The organism is Methylobacterium sp. Ger2507, from assembly GCF_055231875.1.
This window is the reverse complement of record NZ_JBUYVC010000001.1, coordinates 3,806,614-3,823,810: the sequence shown is the minus strand read 5'-3', so window position 1 is coordinate 3,823,810 and position 17,197 is coordinate 3,806,614. Positions and strand designations below refer to the sequence as shown.

Annotated in this window: 20 protein-coding genes; 6 read left to right on the top strand and 14 right to left on the bottom strand. The window is 69.7% G+C overall.

Features of this window, described 5'->3' with window-relative positions:
* Positions 1-41: 41 nt before the first annotated feature.
* Complete coding sequence (locus ACV7NL_RS17600; RefSeq protein ID WP_463356360.1) at positions 42-644, bottom strand: hypothetical protein; 603 nt, start codon at positions 642-644, stop codon at positions 42-44.
* 336 nt (positions 645-980) lie between these two features.
* On the opposite strand from ACV7NL_RS17600, the gene ACV7NL_RS17595 reads away from it, so the two are divergent.
* The gene (locus ACV7NL_RS17595) at positions 981-1,544 is read left to right on the top strand and encodes a superoxide dismutase family protein (RefSeq protein ID WP_463356359.1); all 564 of its coding nucleotides are present in this window, start codon (positions 981-983) and stop codon (positions 1,542-1,544) included.
* A 58-nt stretch (positions 1,545-1,602) separates the two neighbouring features.
* Here the strand turns inward: ACV7NL_RS17595 and dxs are convergent, their stop codons facing one another.
* The 6 genes from dxs to ygfZ all read right to left on the bottom strand — a co-directional run bounded on the left by dxs (position 1,603) and on the right by ygfZ (position 6,851).
* A complete protein-coding gene (gene dxs, locus ACV7NL_RS17590) occupies positions 1,603-3,555 on the bottom strand; it encodes a 1-deoxy-D-xylulose-5-phosphate synthase (protein ID WP_463357157.1) in 1,953 nt (650 codons plus the stop codon).
* Positions 3,556-3,713: 158 nt separating this feature from the next.
* Positions 3,714-3,992 (bottom strand): exodeoxyribonuclease VII small subunit, encoded by a 279-nt coding sequence (locus tag ACV7NL_RS17585; protein ID WP_056186867.1) that lies wholly within the window; start codon positions 3,990-3,992, stop codon positions 3,714-3,716.
* Positions 3,993-4,179: 187 nt separating this feature from the next.
* Positions 4,180-4,707 carry a tyrosine phosphatase family protein gene (locus ACV7NL_RS17580; RefSeq protein ID WP_463356358.1) on the bottom strand — a complete coding sequence of 176 codons (528 nt, stop codon included), beginning with the start codon at positions 4,705-4,707 and terminating at the stop codon, positions 4,180-4,182.
* Complete coding sequence (locus tag ACV7NL_RS17575) at positions 4,707-5,309, bottom strand: HD domain-containing protein (protein ID WP_056186873.1); 603 nt, start codon at positions 5,307-5,309, stop codon at positions 4,707-4,709. Before ACV7NL_RS17575 ends, ACV7NL_RS17580 begins: the two co-directional genes overlap by 1 nt.
* Positions 5,306-5,926: a DNA-3-methyladenine glycosylase I gene (locus ACV7NL_RS17570; protein ID WP_247636616.1), complete on the bottom strand. Its 621-nt coding sequence runs from the start codon at positions 5,924-5,926 to the stop codon at positions 5,306-5,308. Before ACV7NL_RS17570 ends, ACV7NL_RS17575 begins: the two co-directional genes overlap by 4 nt.
* A gap of 70 nt (positions 5,927-5,996) precedes the next feature.
* Entirely contained in the window at positions 5,997-6,851 is an 855-nt protein-coding gene (gene ygfZ / locus ACV7NL_RS17565; RefSeq protein WP_463356357.1) for a CAF17-like 4Fe-4S cluster assembly/insertion protein YgfZ, read from the bottom strand.
* 99 nt (positions 6,852-6,950) lie between these two features.
* Here ygfZ and ACV7NL_RS17560 point away from each other — a divergent pair, with 99 nt between their 5' ends.
* Positions 6,951-8,288 (top strand): dihydroorotase, encoded by a 1,338-nt coding sequence (locus tag ACV7NL_RS17560; RefSeq protein WP_463356356.1) that lies wholly within the window; start codon positions 6,951-6,953, stop codon positions 8,286-8,288.
* Between the two features lie 133 nt (positions 8,289-8,421).
* Here ACV7NL_RS17560 and ACV7NL_RS17555 read toward each other — a convergent pair whose 3' ends face one another.
* The 6 genes from ACV7NL_RS17555 to pdxH form a co-directional block, all read right to left on the bottom strand.
* A complete protein-coding gene (locus ACV7NL_RS17555) occupies positions 8,422-8,676 on the bottom strand; it encodes a hypothetical protein (RefSeq protein WP_056186885.1) in 255 nt (84 codons plus the stop codon).
* Between the two features lie 161 nt (positions 8,677-8,837).
* A complete protein-coding gene (locus ACV7NL_RS17550; RefSeq protein WP_056186888.1) occupies positions 8,838-9,263 on the bottom strand; it encodes a TIGR02301 family protein in 426 nt (141 codons plus the stop codon).
* A 62-nt stretch (positions 9,264-9,325) separates the two neighbouring features.
* Positions 9,326-9,802: an NUDIX hydrolase gene (locus tag ACV7NL_RS17545; RefSeq protein WP_463356355.1), complete on the bottom strand. Its 477-nt coding sequence runs from the start codon at positions 9,800-9,802 to the stop codon at positions 9,326-9,328.
* A complete protein-coding gene (locus ACV7NL_RS17540; protein ID WP_463356354.1) occupies positions 9,799-10,944 on the bottom strand; it encodes a hypothetical protein in 1,146 nt (381 codons plus the stop codon). Before ACV7NL_RS17540 ends, ACV7NL_RS17545 begins: the two co-directional genes overlap by 4 nt.
* The gene (locus tag ACV7NL_RS17535) at positions 10,937-11,659 is read right to left on the bottom strand and encodes an SDR family NAD(P)-dependent oxidoreductase (RefSeq protein WP_056186898.1); all 723 of its coding nucleotides are present in this window, start codon (positions 11,657-11,659) and stop codon (positions 10,937-10,939) included. Before ACV7NL_RS17535 ends, ACV7NL_RS17540 begins: the two co-directional genes overlap by 8 nt.
* A 184-nt stretch (positions 11,660-11,843) precedes the next feature.
* Entirely contained in the window at positions 11,844-12,446 is a 603-nt protein-coding gene (pdxH, locus tag ACV7NL_RS17530; protein ID WP_280138740.1) for a pyridoxamine 5'-phosphate oxidase, read from the bottom strand.
* Positions 12,447-12,645: 199 nt separating this feature from the next.
* Between pdxH and ACV7NL_RS17525 the strand changes: the two genes are divergently transcribed.
* The 3 genes from ACV7NL_RS17525 to fabI all read left to right on the top strand — a co-directional run bounded on the left by ACV7NL_RS17525 (position 12,646) and on the right by fabI (position 15,385).
* Positions 12,646-13,203: an RT0821/Lpp0805 family surface protein gene (locus ACV7NL_RS17525; RefSeq protein WP_463356353.1), complete on the top strand. Its 558-nt coding sequence runs from the start codon at positions 12,646-12,648 to the stop codon at positions 13,201-13,203.
* A gap of 200 nt (positions 13,204-13,403) precedes the next feature.
* The gene (locus ACV7NL_RS17520) at positions 13,404-14,339 is read left to right on the top strand and encodes a DnaJ C-terminal domain-containing protein (RefSeq protein WP_463356352.1); all 936 of its coding nucleotides are present in this window, start codon (positions 13,404-13,406) and stop codon (positions 14,337-14,339) included.
* Between the two features lie 203 nt (positions 14,340-14,542).
* Entirely contained in the window at positions 14,543-15,385 is an 843-nt protein-coding gene (fabI, locus tag ACV7NL_RS17515) for an enoyl-ACP reductase FabI (protein ID WP_056186907.1), read from the top strand.
* A 24-nt stretch (positions 15,386-15,409) separates the two neighbouring features.
* Here the strand turns inward: fabI and ACV7NL_RS17510 are convergent, their stop codons facing one another.
* Positions 15,410-16,450 carry a polyphosphate kinase 2 family protein gene (locus tag ACV7NL_RS17510; protein ID WP_463356351.1) on the bottom strand — a complete coding sequence of 347 codons (1,041 nt, stop codon included), beginning with the start codon at positions 16,448-16,450 and terminating at the stop codon, positions 15,410-15,412.
* 122 nt (positions 16,451-16,572) lie between these two features.
* Here ACV7NL_RS17510 and ACV7NL_RS17505 point away from each other — a divergent pair, with 122 nt between their 5' ends.
* Positions 16,573-17,160, top strand: coding sequence for a histidine phosphatase family protein (locus ACV7NL_RS17505; RefSeq protein WP_056481367.1), 588 nt, complete (start codon positions 16,573-16,575; stop codon positions 17,158-17,160).
* Positions 17,161-17,197: the final 37 nt, after the last annotated feature.

Below are 17,197 nucleotides of genomic sequence, written 5' to 3'. Positions count from 1 at the left end.
TGCTGCCGGCGGGGTTTTTCGTTGCGGTGCGCCGGCTCGGTCTAGTCGTCGCTGTCGTCCTCGATCGGGCGGTAGGTGCGCAGGCGCCGTCCGTCGGGGAACTCGACGCTGCGGGAGCGCACCACGAGGTAGCCGGCTTCCTGGGCCTGCCGGATGCGGCGGGCGCGATCGTCTCCGTCCACGAAGGCGCCGGTCGCCTCCGCGCGCGATCCGTCGCCATAGCCGTATCCAGAGATGTCGCCGTTCCGGACGAAGCCCGGCGGCAGAGGCCGGACGACCGGTCGGGCCGCGAATTTGCGCGGCGCGACCGGCGTTGCGACACGCGCGGCCCGTCGACGCGAGACGACAGTGCTTCGACGCGCGACCTCGACACGACCCTCGGCGTATACGCGGGGGCGTTTGGGGGTCCGGGCGGCGCTGCGAACCGGGCGGGCCGCCCGGGCCGGCGCCGGGGCAGCCTCGGCGCGCCGTCCGGTCTCGGGTGCCACGGCAACGGGGTCGGACCGGGCCTCGGCGGTGCCGCGGGCGGGTGGATCGGTCCAGGTCCGCCCGGATTGGGGAGCCGACTCCGCCAGGGCCAGGCCCGGGAACAGACCGAGCGCGAAAGCAACGCCCCGGATGCGGCGAGACATCAAGACCGTCATGACGACCTCCCAACACGCTTTGGGCGAAGTACCGGGGTGGGACGGGTCCCTCATCGGTCTGCGACGCCGGCCTCGGATCACCGCGAAAGAACCTCAACTCAGCAAAAGACTTGCCGGATCGGGATCACGACCCGGGCTCTCACTGTGGAAACCTAGCGAAACCTTGAGAGTTCGTCCACGTGCTGCCGGTCCAGCCGTTTTCCTCGGCCGGCCGATCGACCGCGCGTCACCCCGCTCGGGAAACCTGGCGCCCGTCCGGCATTGTCGTGGATCGCCCCGGGACCATCTTCGTTGACGCTCCACAGGCGTACCCGGCGTGGAGAGGAGAGCCAACTCATGAGACGACTTCCGTCGGTCCTCGCCCTCGCGGCGAGCTCGGCCATCGCTGCCCACACCGCCCTCGCGCAGCCCGCTCCGGCCGCGCCCGCTGAGGCAGCGCCCCCCGCGGCCCCGCAGACCTTCGAGAGCCCGATCCAGAACGGCAAGGGCGAACCCATTGGAAAGATTATGATTCGCGACGGTGCGAGCGCGCTCGTCATGCGGGTGACGATCCAGTCCGGCGGACTCCCGCCCGGCTGGCACGGCATCCATTTCCATGCCGTCGGCGACTGCTCGGACACCGCCAAGTTCGAGAATTCGAAGGCGCATGTGAATCACGACCAGAGCAAGCACGGCCTGCTCAATCCCGAAGGCCCGGACGAGGGCGACCTCCCCAACGTCTTCGCTAACGCGGACGGTTCGGTGAACGCCGAGGTGTCGAGCGAGACGCCGCTGACCGGCGAGGGCGCCCTGAAGGATGGCGATGGTTCGGCCCTGATCATCCACGCCAACGAGGACGATCACGCCACCCAGCCCATCGGCGGCGCCGGGGCCCGCATCGCCTGTGCGGTGATCAAGTAGCCGCCCGATTCGGACCGGCCCCGCGGAGCGCAACCGCTCCGCGGGGCAAGGGTCGTCCTTAGTTCTGGGCGACGCTGACGAGCTTGGCGCTGCGCATCTTCCGTTCGGGCAAGGCGGCCTTGACGGTGTTGAGGATGCCGGCGGCGTCGAGGCCGGCCTCGGCGTACATCGCGTCTGGCGCATTGTGGTCCTGGTAGCTGTCCGGCAGAGTGAGCGTGCGGACCCGCACCCGGCCGGCATCGAGCGCACCGCGCTCGGCCAGCAGATGCAGCACCATGGCGCCGAAGCCGCCCACCGAGCCCTCCTCCAGCGTGACCAGAACCTCGTGGTTCGCCGCCAGGTCCAGGATCATCGCCGCGTCCAGCGGCTTGGCAAAGCGCGCATCCGCCACCGTCACGGCGATGCCCTCGGCCTCCAGCAGATCGGCCGCCTTCAGCGCCTCGGACAGGCGCGTGCCCAGCGCCAGCAGCGCCACCCGCGCCCCCTCCGGCGCACGCACGATCCGCCCCTTGCCGATCTCCAGCACCGAGCCGCGCTCGGGCAGGTCGACGCCCACGCCCTCGCCGCGCGGGTAGCGCAGCGCGATCGGGCCGGTGTCGTGCGCGTGGCACGTCGCCACCATGTGCACCAGTTCGGCCTCGTCCGAGGCCGCCATCACCGTCATGTTCGGCAGGCAGCACAGATAGGCCAGATCGAAGGCCCCCGCATGCGTCGCCCCGTCCGCCCCCACCAGGCCGGCCCGGTCCAGGCAGAAGCGCACGGGCAGGTTCTGCAGCGCCACGTCGTGCACGACCTGGTCGTAGGCCCGCTGCAGGAAGGTCGAGTAGATCGCCACGAACGGCTTGTAGCCCTCCGTCGCCAGCCCGCCCGCGAAGGTCACCGCGTGCTGCTCGGCGATGCCGACGTCGAAGGTCCGGTCCGGATGCGCCTTGCCGAACAGGTCGATGCCGGTGCCGCCCGGCATCGCGGCGGTGATCGCCACCACCCGGTCGTCGGCATCCGCCGCCTTGATCAGGCTCTCGCCGAACACCCGGGTGTAGGCCGGGGCGTTGGGCTTGGCCTTGGCCTGCACGCCGGACAGCACGTCGAACTTGACCACGCCGTGGTAGCGGTCGGCCGAGGCCTCGGCCGGCGCGTAGCCCTTGCCCTTCTGGGTGACGACGTGGAGCAGGATCGGGCCCTGCTCCGAGTCGCGCACGTTCTTGAGCACCGGCAGCAGGTGGTCGAGGTTGTGACCGTCGATGGGCCCGACATAGTGGAAGCCCATCTCCTCGAACATCGTGCCCGAGCCCACCACCAGGGAGCGGGCATATTCCTCGGCCGCGGCCGCGCGCTGGTAGAGTGCCTTGGGCAGGAGCTTGCCGAGCTGCTTGGCGGTCTCGCGCAGGGACTGGTAGGTGTCGCCCGAGGCCAGCCGCGCGAAATAGGCCGACATGGCGCCCACGGGCGGGGCGATCGACATGTCGTTGTCGTTGAGGATGACGATCAGGCGGGATTTGAGCGCGCCGGCATTGTTCATGGCCTCGTAGGCCATGCCGGCCGACATCGAGCCGTCGCCGATCACCGCCACCATGTTGCGGCGCTTGGGGGCGGGGGCGCCCTTGGCCTGGGCGGCCGCGTCGTCGAGGTCGCGCGCCACGGCCATGCCGAGGGCCGCCGAGATCGAGGTGGACGAGTGGGCCGCGCCGAACGGATCGTAGACGCTCTCCGAGCGCTTGGTGAAGCCCGACAGGCCGCCGGGCTGGCGCAGGGTCCGGATGCGGTCGCGCCGGCCGGTGAGGATCTTGTGCGGATAGGCCTGGTGGCCGACATCCCAGACGATGCGGTCGTCGGGCGTGTCGAACACGTGATGCAGGGCCACCGTCAGCTCGACCACGCCGAGCCCGGAGCCGAGATGCCCGCCCGTCACCGAGACCGCGTCGATCATCTCGGTGCGGACCGCATCGGCCACCGCCTGCAGCTCGCTCTCCGGCAAAAGCCGCAGGGCCGCTGGCTCGGACAGACCGTCCAGGATCGACGGACCCTCCGACAGCCCCGACGCGGACGCGGAGGACGCTGGCGAGGTTTCGCCCGTGGTTTCTTGCCGTGACACCGAACCAACCTCACGTCCGGAGGGAAAACATGCGCGCAATTGCTTGGCGCCAATGAAGAAGATCGACTTGCCCTAAGCTAGTCGACATCAAGCGGTGCGACGCCGGCCGCCTGACCGTCGGCACCGAGGGTGATCTTCTGAATGCGGGCCTCGGCCTTCTGCAGAAGGCCCTCGCAGTGGCGCTTCAGCGCCTCGCCGCGTTCGTAGATCGCCACGGATTCGTCGAGCGGCACATCACCCTTTTCCAAGCGACGCACGATATCCTCGAGTTGCTCCAAGGCTTTCTCGAACGGCAGGTCGAGGGCCGGCTCACCGGCACTGGCCGTCGACGCAACGGCGGGTCGCGTGACACTCATCCTAAACTACCCCTTGATTTTGTCGGTCTAAGCCGGTCGCCCCGAAGCCGGCAACCCGATCCCAGGAATCCGGCTTCGTTTCATGGGCCGGGCGGCCTTTGCGCCACACTCCCGCACAAGCCCGCAAAGGCCCCGAGATGCGACACTGATCAGAAAATATTTTTGTCACCTTCTCAGTAGCTTAGAGTCATATCCTGACATTCGACATCAGGTTCAGGCTGAACGGCTCGCCCTCAAACGCATCGGCTCCGCGCCCGATCTCCGCGATGGCCGCGACCATGCGCCCGTCACGGCCAAGCAGACGATCGGCGATCGACACGAAGAGCGCATTCGGCGTCGCCGAGGGCGAGGCGATCCGCAGGGCGCGGGCGATCTCGGCCTCGTCGCGCTCGGGAGCCAGCGCACAGGCCGCGATGTAGGCCGCCGCTGTCGAGCGGCTGATCCCCGCATAGCAGTGGATCAGCAGGGGCTCCTTCCGATCCCAAGCTTCGGCGAAAGCGAGGATCGCCGCCACATGCCCGTCACCGGGCGTCACGTGTCCGTCCATCGGCGCGACGATGTCGCTGACCTCGACGACGCAGTGGCGTCCCTCCGCGATGCCGGCGGGCCGGGAAATTGCGGTTCCGACCTTCATCAGAGTCATCAGATGCCGGGCGCCAGACCCCTCGAGCGTCTCCGGCAACCGTGACAGGGGGCAGACCCGAAGGTACGGCATCAGGCGACCTCCGGCCCGACCAGGACGTCAAAGCGGGCGAGGAAGCGCGCCTGCGCCACGTCGCTCGACCACGGATCGAGCAGCGCATCAGCCTCCGGGGAGAGGGGCGCGCAAGCGTCGAAGATGGCATCGGCCTCGTCGCGAGAAAAGCCGGCGAGCCGGATGGCCTCGTGATAGGCCGCGCTGCCGTCCGCTCGCTTGACCAGCATGACCAGGTCTCGGCCAGGCTCAGGCAGGCCGAAGCGCTGCCGGATCGCGGCCAGGAGCCGACGCTCGACGGCCTTGTAGGAATCGCCGATGGCCGCTTTGAACGGCGAGATGATGTCGCCGACCACGTATTCGGGTGCGTCGTGCAGCAGGAGTTCGAGGCATGCGCCGGCGCCCAGGTCCGGTGCGAGGGCGCGGCCGATGGCTTCCACCAGCAGGGCGTGCTGGGCCACCGAGAAGACGTGCGGCCCCGCGGTCTGCCCGTTCCAACGGGCGACGCGGGCGAGCCCGTGGGCGATATCGGCGATCTCGATGTCGCGCGGAGACGGATCGAGCAGGTCGAGACGGCGCCCGGATAACATCCGCTGCCAGGCGCGCCCGCGATCGGCGCTCATGCCCGGCCTCCGAGGGTCGCGCAGGGTCCGTGGCGATGGCAGCCGACGAGGTGATCGTTGACGAGGCCCACCGCCTGCATGAAGGCGTGAACGATGGTGGGGCCACAGAACGCGAAGCCCTCCGCCTTCAGGGACTTCGCCATCGCCCGCGAGACCTGCGTCTCGGTGGCGATGGCGCTCCGGCTCGCGGCGCAGCCCTGGATCGGCACGCCATCGACGAAATCCCACAGGAAGGAGGCGAAGCCGGGTCCCCGGGCCTCGATGGCGAGGTAGGCACGCGCGCCCGCGATGGTGCCGACGATCTTGGCCCGGTTCCGGATGATGCCGGTATCCTGCATCAGGCGCTCGACATCGGCGTCGGTGAAGCGCGCGATGACCTCCGGATCGAAGCCCGCGAAAGCGCGGCGGAACCCCTCGCGGCGGCGCAGAATGGTGATCCAGGACAGACCGGCCTGGAAGCCGTCGAGGATGAGCTTCTCGTACAGGGCCCGGCCGTCGCGCTCGGGTACACCCCACTCGGTGTCGTGATAGGCCACATAGACGGGATCGAGCCCGGCCCACCAGCAGCGGGCGCAGCCGTCGGGATGATCAATCAGGCCGGAAACATCGGTGCGCATCGCCGAGGGTTTAGCCGGGTGACGGCTGCGCGTCGATGTCGGCCCATCAGCCCAGGGGGCAGGCCACACCTCAGCCGGCTTGGGCGACCTCGGGAAAACCGAAGGTGGCGAAGGCCGGCTTTTCCACGCCGATCAGGGCATGACCGGCACGCAGAGGCTCGCCGGCCGCGAGGGCATCGGCGAGGCGGTCGAGGCGCAGAAGGCCGAGGCCACGCCGTCCGGCGACGCTGCCCACCGTGCCGAGCGTCCGCTGTCCGGCACTGATCTCAGCCCCCGTTTCCAGCCCATGGTCTGAGACCGCCACGAGGGGCACGATCCGGGTGCGGGCGGTGCCGCGATGCTGCATGCGCGAGACCACCTCCTGCCCGACATAGCAGCCCTTGCGGAAGTCGACGCCGCCGAGCTGATCCATCAGCGCCTCGTGCGGAAAGGCGTCGGACCAGGGAAAGTCGCGCCCACCCTCGGGGATGCCGTGGGCGATGCGATGCGCATGATAGTCAGCCTCCGTGGCATCGGCCGAGAAGGCCCCGGCTGCAAAGAACAGGCGCTCGCCGAGGGCGGCAAGGCGCCCGTCGTGGCGACGCAGCACGGTGGCGCTGGTTTCCGCACCCTCCCAGGCCGCGGCCACACCCAACGTCGGGTCAAGGGTGATCGCCACCTTGGCCCGCAATCGGTAGAGCCCAAGGCGCTTGGCGAGATCCGATGCCCGCTCGGTGGCGACGTCGAGCAGGAACCCATCCCCGGCACCGCGGGCGATCAGGAAGTCGAACAGGATCTTGCCCTGGGGCGTCAGCAAGGCGCCCAGGCGGGCCTCGCCAGCCTCCAGGGTCTCGACGTTGCACGTCACCACGCCCTGCAGGAAGCTCGTCGCATCCTCGCCCGAGACGGTGACGATGGCGCGGTCCGGCAGCAGGGCGATCGGCATGGCGGCTCCTTCAACAAGCGGCAGCGGCATTGCGCGCCGTCCGGGCCTGACATAAGCCGCCCGCGACCCCGTCTCAATGCACATCCCGGGAGCTTCGGCATGGACCGGCCCTTCGACCTCCTCCTCACCGGCGGCACCGTGGTGAATCAGGACGGCGCCCACCGTGCCGACCTCGGCATCCGCGCCGGTCGCATCGCGTCGATCAGCGACCTTTCAGGGGCGACGGCCACGGAGCACCGCGACTGCACCGGCCTGCACCTGCTACCCGGCGTCATCGACAGCCAAGTGCATTTCCGCGAGCCGGGGCTCGACCACAAGGAAGACCTCGAATCGGGCTCGCGGGCCGCCGTCATGGGCGGCGTCACGACGGTGTTCGAGATGCCGAACACCAACCCGCTCACCACCACCGCCGAGGCGCTGGCCGACAAGGTCGCTCGCGCCCATCACCGGATGCATTGCGACTTCGCCTTCTGGGTCGGCGGCACGCACGAGAACGCCCACTTGGTGCCGGAACTGGAGCGGCTGCCGGGAGCAGCCGGCATCAAGGTGTTCGTCGGCTCCTCCACCGGCTCGCTCCTAGTCGAGGACGATGCCGGCGTCACCGAGATCCTGAAGCGGACCCGCCGGCGCGCCGCCTTCCACGCCGAGGACGAACCGATGCTGCGGGCGCAGAAGGACCGGCGCGTCCCGGGCGATCCGTCCTCGCATCCGGTCTGGCGCTCGCCCGAAGCGGCCCTGAAGGCGACCCAGCGTCTCGTGCGCATCGCCCGGGCCACCGGTGCCCGAATCCACATCCTGCACATCTCGACGAAGGAGGAGATGGTGTATCTGGCCGAGGCCAAGGACGTCGCGACCTGCGAGGTCACGCCCCACCACCTCACTCTCGATGGCGACGAGGCCTATGCACGCCTCGGCACCCTGGTGCAGATGAATCCGCCGGTGCGGGGCGCCGACCACCGCGACGGAATCTGGCACGGCCTGTCGCAAGGCGTCGCCGACATCCTCGGCTCCGACCACGCGCCGCACATGCTGGAGGAGAAGGCCAAGCCCTATCCGAATTCCCCCTCGGGCATGACGGGGGTGCAGACCCTGGTACCGATCATGCTCGACCACGTAGCGGCGGGGCGGCTGTCGCTGAGCCGGTTCGTCGACCTCACCAGTGCCGGCCCGAAGCGCCTGTTCGGCATCGCCCGGAAGGGACGCCTGGCAGTCGGCTACGATGCCGACGTGACGGTGGTCGATCTGAAGCGCCGCGAGACGATCCGCAACGACTGGATCGCCTCGAAATGCGGCTGGACCCCGTATGACGGCGTCACGGTCACGGGCTGGCCGGTGGGCACCCTGGTGCGCGGCAACAGCGTGATGTGGGACGGCGCGCTCACCGCACCGTCGCGCGGTGAGGCGGTGTTGTTCGAGGAAGCGCTGGCGCCGGCCTGAGCGCGAGCGCGTCGGCATCAACGAACTCGGAACCAACGAGAAGGGCAAGCGCGGATGCGCTTGCCCTGGATCTGCCGAGCTTGGCGATGTCGGCGCCGGAGGTGGTTACGCCTCCGACCTCACGCCTGGGATCTCAGTGCTGAGGACTCGTGGTGAAGGCGCCCCCGCGGATGCGGTCCGGAAACCCCTCGGCGTAGCGGGCGGTGGCCTCCTCGCCATAGGTCGTGACGAGTTCCTGGAACGCCGCGAACAGAGCGGCCTGAGCCATGCAGTCCCCATCGAGGCCATCGAGACAGCCTTCGGCGAACGCCTCCGAGACGTAGCCGAGCGCGGCGCGCTTGTCGTCGAGATCCGCCTCGAAGGGCGCGGAGACCGTATCCATGTGCATGGGCCACATCATCGTTGGGCCGGCGAACCAACCGGCCAGTGACCATGAGGATAGGGCGAGCCGAGGGGTTCGCAAAGCCAGGAATTGCGAAGCGGTTAACGCGGGCACTCAAATTCTTCGTTTCTGGGCGAGGCGCACGATCTGTGACCGCGCCGCATCACCTATCCGCCGAACCGGCTCGCCAAGGCGTGCGACAAGCGCTCGCCCTCGGTGACGTACCGGGCGGCGGCCTCCGTGGCCGCGGGCGTGCAGACCCGGTAGGTCAGGCTGTAGCCGCGATATCCGCGGTTGTAGGCTCCGGCGAGGCGGTCGCGTCGGCCCGGGGTCACCCCTTCGGCCTCGATCAGGGCCTTCATGCGCGCCGGCCATTCCGGGGCATCCGCAGCACCGCAGAGGTCGCGCAGGAAGGCCAGAGAGCCGATGACCTCAGAGAGGCGCAGCAGGTCGCGATCGTAGGGAGCCGGCGGCGGCTCGGCGGGCGGTGGCGGCTCCTTCTCCTTCTCGATCGGTTTCGGAGCGGACCGGGCCGAGCCGCCACGGGATTGCTGAGCCAGCCCCGCGTCCGGAACGGCCATCAGCACGGCCATCAGCACGGCGGGTCCGGCGAGCGTCGCCAGCCTGGCTCCGCAAGCCCTGATGCCGCGAGCCTTCATGCCGCAGGCTCCGCCCGCGAGGCGGCCAGGGCGAAGGCCTCGCGGACAGTGTCGGCGAGGCCGGGCGTGGTCGCCAGCGTCTCGAGTTCGGCGAGCGTGGCCCACCGGACTCCGAGCGCCTCGGGTCCAGCCACCGGCTCGCCCCCGATCCACAAGGCCGCATGGGGATGGACGACGTAGTGGTGGCGGACGCGATCCGTGCCGTCGCGCAGGATGATCTCGGTGGGACTGAGCACGCCGATCACTGCGGCATTGAGGCCGACTTCCTCCTGCAGTTCGCGCAGAGCCGCCTCGGCCAGAGCTTCGCCAGCTTCCACGAGACCGCCCGGAAAGGTCCACACGCCGCGCATCGGCTCGTTGGCGCGGGCCGCAAGCAGCACGCGCTCGTCGCGCAGGACGGCAATCGAGGTGCCGACGAAGGGGCGCGTCGGAAACAGCCGCGCCTGGGGATCGTCCGGATTTGTCCCGGTCACGGCGTCACCACGGCGATCCGGCCATCAGCGAGGCCCACCAGCAGGCGGGCGGCGGGTCCCCGGCCGAGGCTGGCAAGTCCGAAGGCCGCAAGCCCCGGCAGCGGGATGCGCAGGCGCTCGCGGATGCCGTCCTTCAGGACCAGGATTGCGAGGGCGCTTCGGTCGGCCACCGGCAGGGCGAGTTCGGGCGGCCCGGCTCGCTCCGGCTCCACCAGGGCGGCAAGGTCGACCTCTCCCTCGCCGGGAGAGACGTTGGTGTAACCCGGAGCCTCGTGGACGCGGCGTAAGGCACCGGCGTCCAGGGCCCAGAGCTGGAGCAGCCCGGCGCCCTCCGGGTTCGCGACGGCCGCGATCTGCGGTTGCCCGGCGCCGGCGAAATCCGCAATTCCCGCCGGCTTCAGCGGCTGACCGCCGGGTCCCGTCTCTTGAGCCGGACTGCGGGCCAGGAGCGACCAGGGGACGCCTGGTTTCGAATCGGGCTTCGGATCGGCTGGCGCCCCGCCGAACAGCGCCAGCTCGGATGCTCCGGTGGACGTGACAGTGACGGCGACGATGACGGGCTTCTCCGCGAACCGGGCGATGCGGGGGCGGCGCAGGGCGAACACCGTATCGGGGGCGGCGGCCAGCGTCGTGGTGACGATCGGCACCGGCTTCGGGTCCCCGCCCATCGCCACGGGTTGACGCTCCCGGATGACCAAGCTCGCTGCCTGTTCGGGGCCACCCGCGAGCCCCGGAACCGGGTTCGCCAGGTAAGCGCTCAGGGGACCCGAGACCGCGCGCCGCGAGCCGGGCAGGGCGCCGCGTGGAGTTTCCGCGGCGGCCAGGCCCTCGATCGCCTCGGCGCCCAGCAGGGTGGTGGCCACCTGTCCGTCGACCAGGCTGAGCGCGGCGCCTCCGCCATCGCCCCAGACCACCACGATGGGAGCCTCCTGCTCAATGCCGGTCGGATTGGGGTTGCGACTCCGGGCCAGCGGCAGGAGGCCCGAGGTCGCCACCGCGATGGCGACCTCGCTGCCCGGGCCGCGCAGGGCCTTGGCCCGGAACGGCAGGTCGAGAATCGTCACGGAGGGTTCCGCGAGGGCGGGGGCGGTGAGGACCAGGAACGCGACGAGAAGCGCCGAGCGCGCGACCCGTTCAGACATGCTGGCCGCCGTTGATGTGCAGTTCGGCGCCGTTCACGTAGGACGACGCTTCGGTGCACAGGAAGTAGATCGCCTTGGCGACCTCGTCGGGGGTGCCGAGGCGGCGCTGCGGGATGCCGGCCACGATCTTGTCGGTGCCGGGCGACAGGATCGCGGTGTCGATCTCGCCGGGCGAAATCGCGTTGACGCGCACGCCGAGGGGACCGAAATCGCTGGCCATCTCACGGGTCAGGCCGGCCAGCGCCGCCTTGGACGTGCCGTAGGCGGCGCCCGCGAAGGGATGGACGCGCGAGCCGGCGATGGAGGTGACGTTGACGATGGAGCCCTTGGCGCGGGTCAGTTCCTCGCAGAGGCCTCGGGCCAGGAGCAGGGGCGCGAACACGTTGACCTGGAATACCCGCTGCCAATCCCCGAATTCGGTGGCGATGGCGCCGAGGCGCTCGCCCTGCGGCCCTTTCGGCGAAATCCCGGCATTGTTGACGAGCGCGTGCAGAAGCCCCCCCTCGGCGGCGAGGCGTCCGGCCACCTCCTCGATGCCCCGCACCGTATCCTGCGGGTCGGAGAGATCGACCTGCAGGTGATCCTCCGGTCCCATCTCCCAGGGGCAGTTCTCCGGAAAGGGGTGCCGGGAGCAGGTGATCACCCGCCATCCGGCAGCCGAGAAGCGCTTCACGGTGGCATGCCCAATGCCACGGCTCGCCCCCGTGAGCAGCATGACGCGCCGGCGTTCGTTGGATGAGGCCAAGACCGTTCCTTCAGGATCGGGAGACGTCCGGCAGGCGAAAACGCCGGACGACCTCCACGCCGCGTTCAGGTCTAAGCGGCGCGGGGTCTAAAATCCAGGGTCCTGCCGCGACGCAGCAAGACGGTGATCCGCGGCTCTACGGTGATCCGCGGCTTTAAGGATAGAGCCGCGCCCCGCGCCAGCCCTCGCCGTCGCGGGTGAAGCGGACCCGGTCGTGCAGGCGGAACGCCCCGTTCTTCCAGAACTCGATCGAGACCGGCGCGATGCGAAAGCCCGTCCAGTTCTCGGGACGCGGGACCGGTCCCTCGCCATAGCGCTCCGCCAGGGCCGCCACCTCGCGTTCCAGGGTGGCGCGGTCGGCGAGGGGACGCGACTGTCGGCTCGCATGGGCTCCGAGGCGACTGTTGCGCGCCCGGCTGGCGAAGTAGGCATCCGCCTCCTCGGGGGTGACGGGGGTCACCGGCCCACGGGCACGGACCTGTCGGCCGAGGCTCTTCCAATGCAGCACCAGGGCGGCCTGCGGGTTCTGGCGCAGTTCGTCGCCCTTGGCGGAATCGACGTTCGTGTAGAACACGAAACCGTGCGCATCGACGCCCTTCAGCAGCACGACGCGCACGTCCGGCAGCCCGTCCGATCCGGTCGTCGCCAGCGCCATGGCGTTGGGATCATTGGGCTCCGACGCCTCGGCCTCGGCCATCCATGCGGCGAACAGGGCCCACGGGTCGGCTGCACGCGTGAAGTCGCCATTGGGACCCAGGGGGTCCGGGCCCGAGTTGGGGGAGGCGGGATCATCGATCCTTAACCGTTCCAAGGCGTAATCCTGTGGTGAGATCCGGGTCGGGGGCACCGACGTGGGACACGAGCGTTATCGGCCCAACACGTCGTTGAGATCAGGTGTAATGCGTCGGCGCGACTGTAAAGCCCAGGCCGTACGAGACCGTGCGGCAAGAGACGATATGGCTCAAGACGATATGGCTCGGGAGCACGACCGGGACGGGCGTATCCTCGCCGGGGAGCGACTCGTCAGGCCGGAACGCTGGGCCTCGGCCCTTGCTTTGACGGCCTTGCTCGGTCTCGGCGGCTGCGGCCTGCCGATCATCACCTTCCAGGGTGAGGAGACGGCGGAGGCCGGACCGAAGGCCCCGAAGGTCGCCCGCGCCAGTACCGTCCTGCCCGACGAGCCGATCAGCACCGGCAGTATCGACAAGCGTCCGCTCGGTTTCGGCAACGATCTCGGTGCGGAGGATTGGCGAAGGGCGCATGCGGCGCTTTCCGTGGCCCTCGATCCGCAGGGCAATGGCCGCCCGGTGAAGTGGGACAACCCGGAGACGACCCTGCGTGGCTCGGTCAACCCGACCGGCCTGCCTTACGTGGCCAACGATCTCGTCTGCCGCGACTTCCTGGCCTCCGTCATCACACCGGCGGGCAGTCGCTTCGTGCGCGGCACGGGGTGCAAGCCGTCGGGTGGAGACTGGACCCTGACCCGGATTCGGGCTGCGAAATCGGCAGCCTGATCGAAACCCGCCGTGCGGGAGCCGGACTCCCGGCCCGATCGGGATCAGAGTACAGCTCCAGGCGTTGACGGCGCGCGATTCGAAGCGAATTCTCGCGCGAGACCGTTGCAGAGAAGCAACAGGCCGTCCACATGACCGACGAATCCGAAGGCGCCGGGCCATCGCCCGGCCTCAGGCGGCACCGAGAATTCTGAAGACCGATGCGAAATCCCTATGACGTGCTGGGTGTCCCCAAAGGCGCCAGCGAAGCCGATATCAAGAAGGCCTACCGCAAGCTCGCCAAGGCCTACCATCCGGACCGCAACCAGGACGACGCCAAGGCGAAGGACCGTTTCGCGGAAGCCAACAGCGCCTACGAGATCCTGGGCGATGCGGGCAAGCGCGCGCAGTTCGATCGCGGCGAGATCGACGCGGACGGCAAGCCGCGCGCCACCGGCTTCGAGGGCTTCGGCGGGTTCGGCGGACGCGGCGGTGGCGGTGGCGGCTTCGATTTCGAGAGTGCCGCCCGCGGACGCGGCCCAGCTGGCGGCGGCGGCATCGGCGAGGACATCTTCTCGCACCTGTTCGGCGATGCCTTCCGGGCTTCCGGCGCCGGCCCGGGCGGTGGCCCGCAGCGCGGTCCGGTCAAGGGCGAGGACGTCGCGGCCGAGCTCAGCGTCACGCTGGAACAGGTTGCCAGCGAGGAAAAGCTGCGCCTGTCGCTGCCGGGCGGGCGCGATGTCGACGTGGTGGTGCCCCGGGGCGTGGTCGATGGTCAGACCATCCGTCTGCGTGGCCTCGGCAATCCGGGCGGCCTGCGGGGCGCGCCGGGCGATGCGCTGCTCACCATCCGCCTCCTGCCGCATACCCGCTTCACCGTGGAGGGCGCCGACCTGCGCGCCTCGGTGGAGGTACCCCTGGAGGACGCGATCCTGGGCGGCCCGATCCGCGTGCCGACCCTCACCGGTGCCGTGGAGATGAAGATCCCGCCCATGACCGGGTCGGGGCGCACGTTCCGCCTCCGGGGCAAGGGCCTGCCGAAGAAGGACGGAACCCGGGGCGATCTCCTCGCCGTCACGGCCGTGATGCTGCCGAGCCAGGAGGATGCGGCGCTCGTCGACTTCGCCCGCGCGCGCCGCGCTGCCAAGGCCGGGTGAGTTAAGCCCGGCGGAACCAAGCTCAGCTGAGCCTGGCCCCCGCGGATCGAGTGTCGCAACCCATCCGCGACGGCCTCCCGGCGCTGTCAGGTCCCGGACTTCCGTCCCAGGCGCGGCTCCGCTAAGGATGCCCGGCGCAAATACGCCGATCCGTCGCCCGACGGGACCGTCGGCGCGCGCCACGGCTCTCGCTCAGGTGACACATGGCGGACACGCACCCGGTTCACGATCACGTCGGCGGACTTCTCGCCGGCAAGCGCGGCCTGGTGCTCGGTGTCGCCAACAACCGCTCGATCGCCTGGGGCATCGCCAAGAGTGCGGCCGCCCACGGCGCCAAGCTCGCCTTCACCTACCAGGGCGACGCCCTGAAGAAGCGCGTCGAGCCCCTGGCCCGTGAACTCGACGCCCACGTGGTCGGGCATTGCGACGTCACCGATCCGGCTTCGATCGATGCGGTCTTCGCTGCGGCCGCCGAGGTGTTCCCTGAGGGGATCGACTTCGTCGTCCATTGCATCGCCTTCTCGGACAAGGACGAACTCACGGGCCGCTACGTCGAGACCTCGGAGGCGAACTTCACCAAGTCGCTCCTGATCTCGTGCTACTCGTTCACGGCGGTGGCCCAGCGCGCCGAGAAGCTGATGCCGAACGGCGGCTCGCTCCTCACCCTGACCTATTACGGCGCCGAGAAGTGGATGCCTCACTACAACGTCATGGGCGTCGCCAAGGCCGCCCTCGAGGCCTCCGTGCGCTACCTCGCCGCCGATCTCGGCCCTTCGAAAATCCGCGTCAACGCGATTTCGGCCGGCCCGATCAAGACGCTGGCCGCCTCCGGCATCGGCGACTTCCGCTACATCCTGAAGTGGAACGAGTACAACGCCCCCCTGCGGCGCACCGTGACCATCGAGGAAGTCGGCGAGACCGCCACCTACCTCGTCTCGGACATGAGCAAGGGCATGACCGGCGAGATCCTCCACGTCGATGCCGGCTACCACGTCGTCGGCATGAAGAACCCGGAAGCCCCGGACCTCAGCCTCGACAAGGATTAGCGCCCGGCGATTGGCGGTCCACGCCTAATCCGGCACGGTCATTCCGGCGATGTCGGCCTGCGCTTCTGGAAACCGCGGGTCCATCGCCTCCAGGGTGTCGGCGATGGTGCGGGCGATGAGGAGGTTGCGGTACCACTTCCGGTTGGCCGGCACCACGTGCCAGGGCGCCTGCGGCGTCGAGCATTCGGAGAGCGCATCGGCGAAGGCTGCCTGGTAGGCATTCCAGGCCTTGCGTTCGACGAGGTCGGCAGGGTCGAACTTCCAGTGCTTGTCCGGGTTCGCGATGCGGGCCTCCAGCCGCTCCTTCTGCTCGTCCTTCGAGATGTGGAGGAAGAACTTGAGCACGGTGGTGCCGGCCGCGCTGAGCATCCGCTCGAAATCATTGATCTGGTCGTAGCGCGCCCGCCAGACCGGCTCCGGCACGAGATCCTTCACCCGCACCACGAGGACGTCCTCGTAATGGCTGCGGTTGAACACGTTGATCATGCCGCGTGCCGGCGCCTTGGCGTGGTAGCGCCACAGGAAGTCGTGGTCGCTCTCCTCGGCGCTCGGCACCTTGAACGACCAGACCCGGCAGCCCTGCGGGTTCACGCCTTCGAACACCGCCCGGATGGTGCCGTCCTTGCCGCCGGTGTCGATGGCCTGGAACACCACGAGCAGGCTGCGCTTGTGCTCGGCATAGAGCCGCTCCTGCAGGGCGACGATGCGGGCGCGCTCGGCGGCGAGTGCCGCCTTGGCCTCGTCCTTGTCGAGCCCGCCATCCGTATTCGCATCGATCGCGTCGAGGTCACACCGTGAACCCGGCCGTACGGTGACGATGCCCTTCGCCGCCGGCGCGAGCGCTGGGCCCGGAGGGGGCTCGGCGTGGGGGGCCAGGCCTTCCGTCTCTCGAGCCCACAGAGCGGAGGAGGGCGGCCGATGGCCGGGGTGGCGCGCCCGGGTCTTGCCACCCTGCTCGCGGGTCTTGCCGCTCTTCTTGCGGTGCGAAACATCACGTTGCGGCGCGGAAGCGTCCGTTTCCCCGGGACGTTGGCCCTGCCTGTGCTTGCCGTGGCGCTTCGACATAATGAGACTCGCTTGCTCGGTTGGGGGCGGGGAACGGCGGCCGCCGGCATGCAGGGCCAGGATGTGAGTGCGAAAACGAATTCCCGGCTCGGCCGTTCCAGCCTGCGGCGGGGCCTGAGACGGTGACCCCGATCTACTTCATCCGCCATGGACAGACCGACTGGAACGCGGAAGGGCGCCTCCAGGGGCAGCGCGACATCGCTCTCAACGCCGAGGGCCTGCGTCAGGCCGAGGACGTGGCCCGGCGCCTCGCGGCCGTGGCGGAGGCCGACGTCGCCACGATGGACTATGCCGCGAGCCCGCTCGCGCGGACCCGGCGCACGATGGAGACCCTGCGGGCCGCCCTCGCTCTGCCGCCGGAGGACTATCGTCTCGACCCCCGGCTGAAGGAGATCAGCTTCGGAACCTGGGAGGGCTCGACCTGGGCCGAGATCCGCCGGCGCGACCCCTCCGGTGCGGCGGCCCGGGACCGCGACCGCTGGGGTTATCGCCCGCCGGGCGAGACCGGAGAGAGCTACGCCATGCTGGTGGAGCGCGTGACTCCGGTGGTCACCGGCCTGACGCGCCCCACCGTGATCGTCGCCCATGGCGGCGTGGCCCGGGCGATCCTGGTGATCCGCGGGCATCTCGGGGTGCGGGACGCCCCGCGCATCGGCATCCGCCAGGGCAGCGTCCTGGTGCTCGATCGGGCCGGATGGCGCTGGGCCTGACCGGCCTCGTCCTGCGCGTTCAACCCCGGTTCAAGCC

Excerpts from the sequence above, each read along its gene's own strand:
- ACV7NL_RS17600 (WP_463356360.1), bottom strand. The coding sequence starts at position 644 with ATGACGGTCTTGATGTCTCGCCGCATCCGGGGCGTTGCTTTCGCGCTC.
- ACV7NL_RS17595 (WP_463356359.1), top strand. The coding sequence starts at position 981 with ATGAGACGACTTCCGTCGGTCCTCGCCCTCGCGGCGAGCTCGGCCATC.
- ACV7NL_RS17585 (WP_056186867.1), bottom strand. The coding sequence starts at position 3,992 with ATGAGTGTCACGCGACCCGCCGTTGCGTCGACGGCCAGTGCCGGTGAG.
- ACV7NL_RS17580 (WP_463356358.1), bottom strand. The coding sequence starts at position 4,707 with ATGCCGTACCTTCGGGTCTGCCCCCTGTCACGGTTGCCGGAGACGCTC.
- ACV7NL_RS17575 (WP_056186873.1), bottom strand. The coding sequence starts at position 5,309 with ATGAGCGCCGATCGCGGGCGCGCCTGGCAGCGGATGTTATCCGGGCGC.
- ACV7NL_RS17570 (WP_247636616.1), bottom strand. The coding sequence starts at position 5,926 with ATGCGCACCGATGTTTCCGGCCTGATTGATCATCCCGACGGCTGCGCC.
- ygfZ (WP_463356357.1), bottom strand. The coding sequence starts at position 6,851 with ATGCCGATCGCCCTGCTGCCGGACCGCGCCATCGTCACCGTCTCGGGC.
- ACV7NL_RS17560 (WP_463356356.1), top strand. The coding sequence starts at position 6,951 with ATGGACCGGCCCTTCGACCTCCTCCTCACCGGCGGCACCGTGGTGAAT.
- ACV7NL_RS17555 (WP_056186885.1), bottom strand. The coding sequence starts at position 8,676 with ATGCACATGGATACGGTCTCCGCGCCCTTCGAGGCGGATCTCGACGAC.
- ACV7NL_RS17550 (WP_056186888.1), bottom strand. The coding sequence starts at position 9,263 with ATGGCCGTGCTGATGGCCGTTCCGGACGCGGGGCTGGCTCAGCAATCC.
- ACV7NL_RS17540 (WP_463356354.1), bottom strand. The coding sequence starts at position 10,944 with ATGTCTGAACGGGTCGCGCGCTCGGCGCTTCTCGTCGCGTTCCTGGTC.
- ACV7NL_RS17535 (WP_056186898.1), bottom strand. The coding sequence starts at position 11,659 with ATGCTGCTCACGGGGGCGAGCCGTGGCATTGGGCATGCCACCGTGAAG.
- ACV7NL_RS17525 (WP_463356353.1), top strand. The coding sequence starts at position 12,646 with ATGGCTCAAGACGATATGGCTCGGGAGCACGACCGGGACGGGCGTATC.
- ACV7NL_RS17520 (WP_463356352.1), top strand. The coding sequence starts at position 13,404 with ATGCGAAATCCCTATGACGTGCTGGGTGTCCCCAAAGGCGCCAGCGAA.
- fabI (WP_056186907.1), top strand. The coding sequence starts at position 14,543 with ATGGCGGACACGCACCCGGTTCACGATCACGTCGGCGGACTTCTCGCC.
- ACV7NL_RS17510 (WP_463356351.1), bottom strand. The coding sequence starts at position 16,450 with ATGTCGAAGCGCCACGGCAAGCACAGGCAGGGCCAACGTCCCGGGGAA.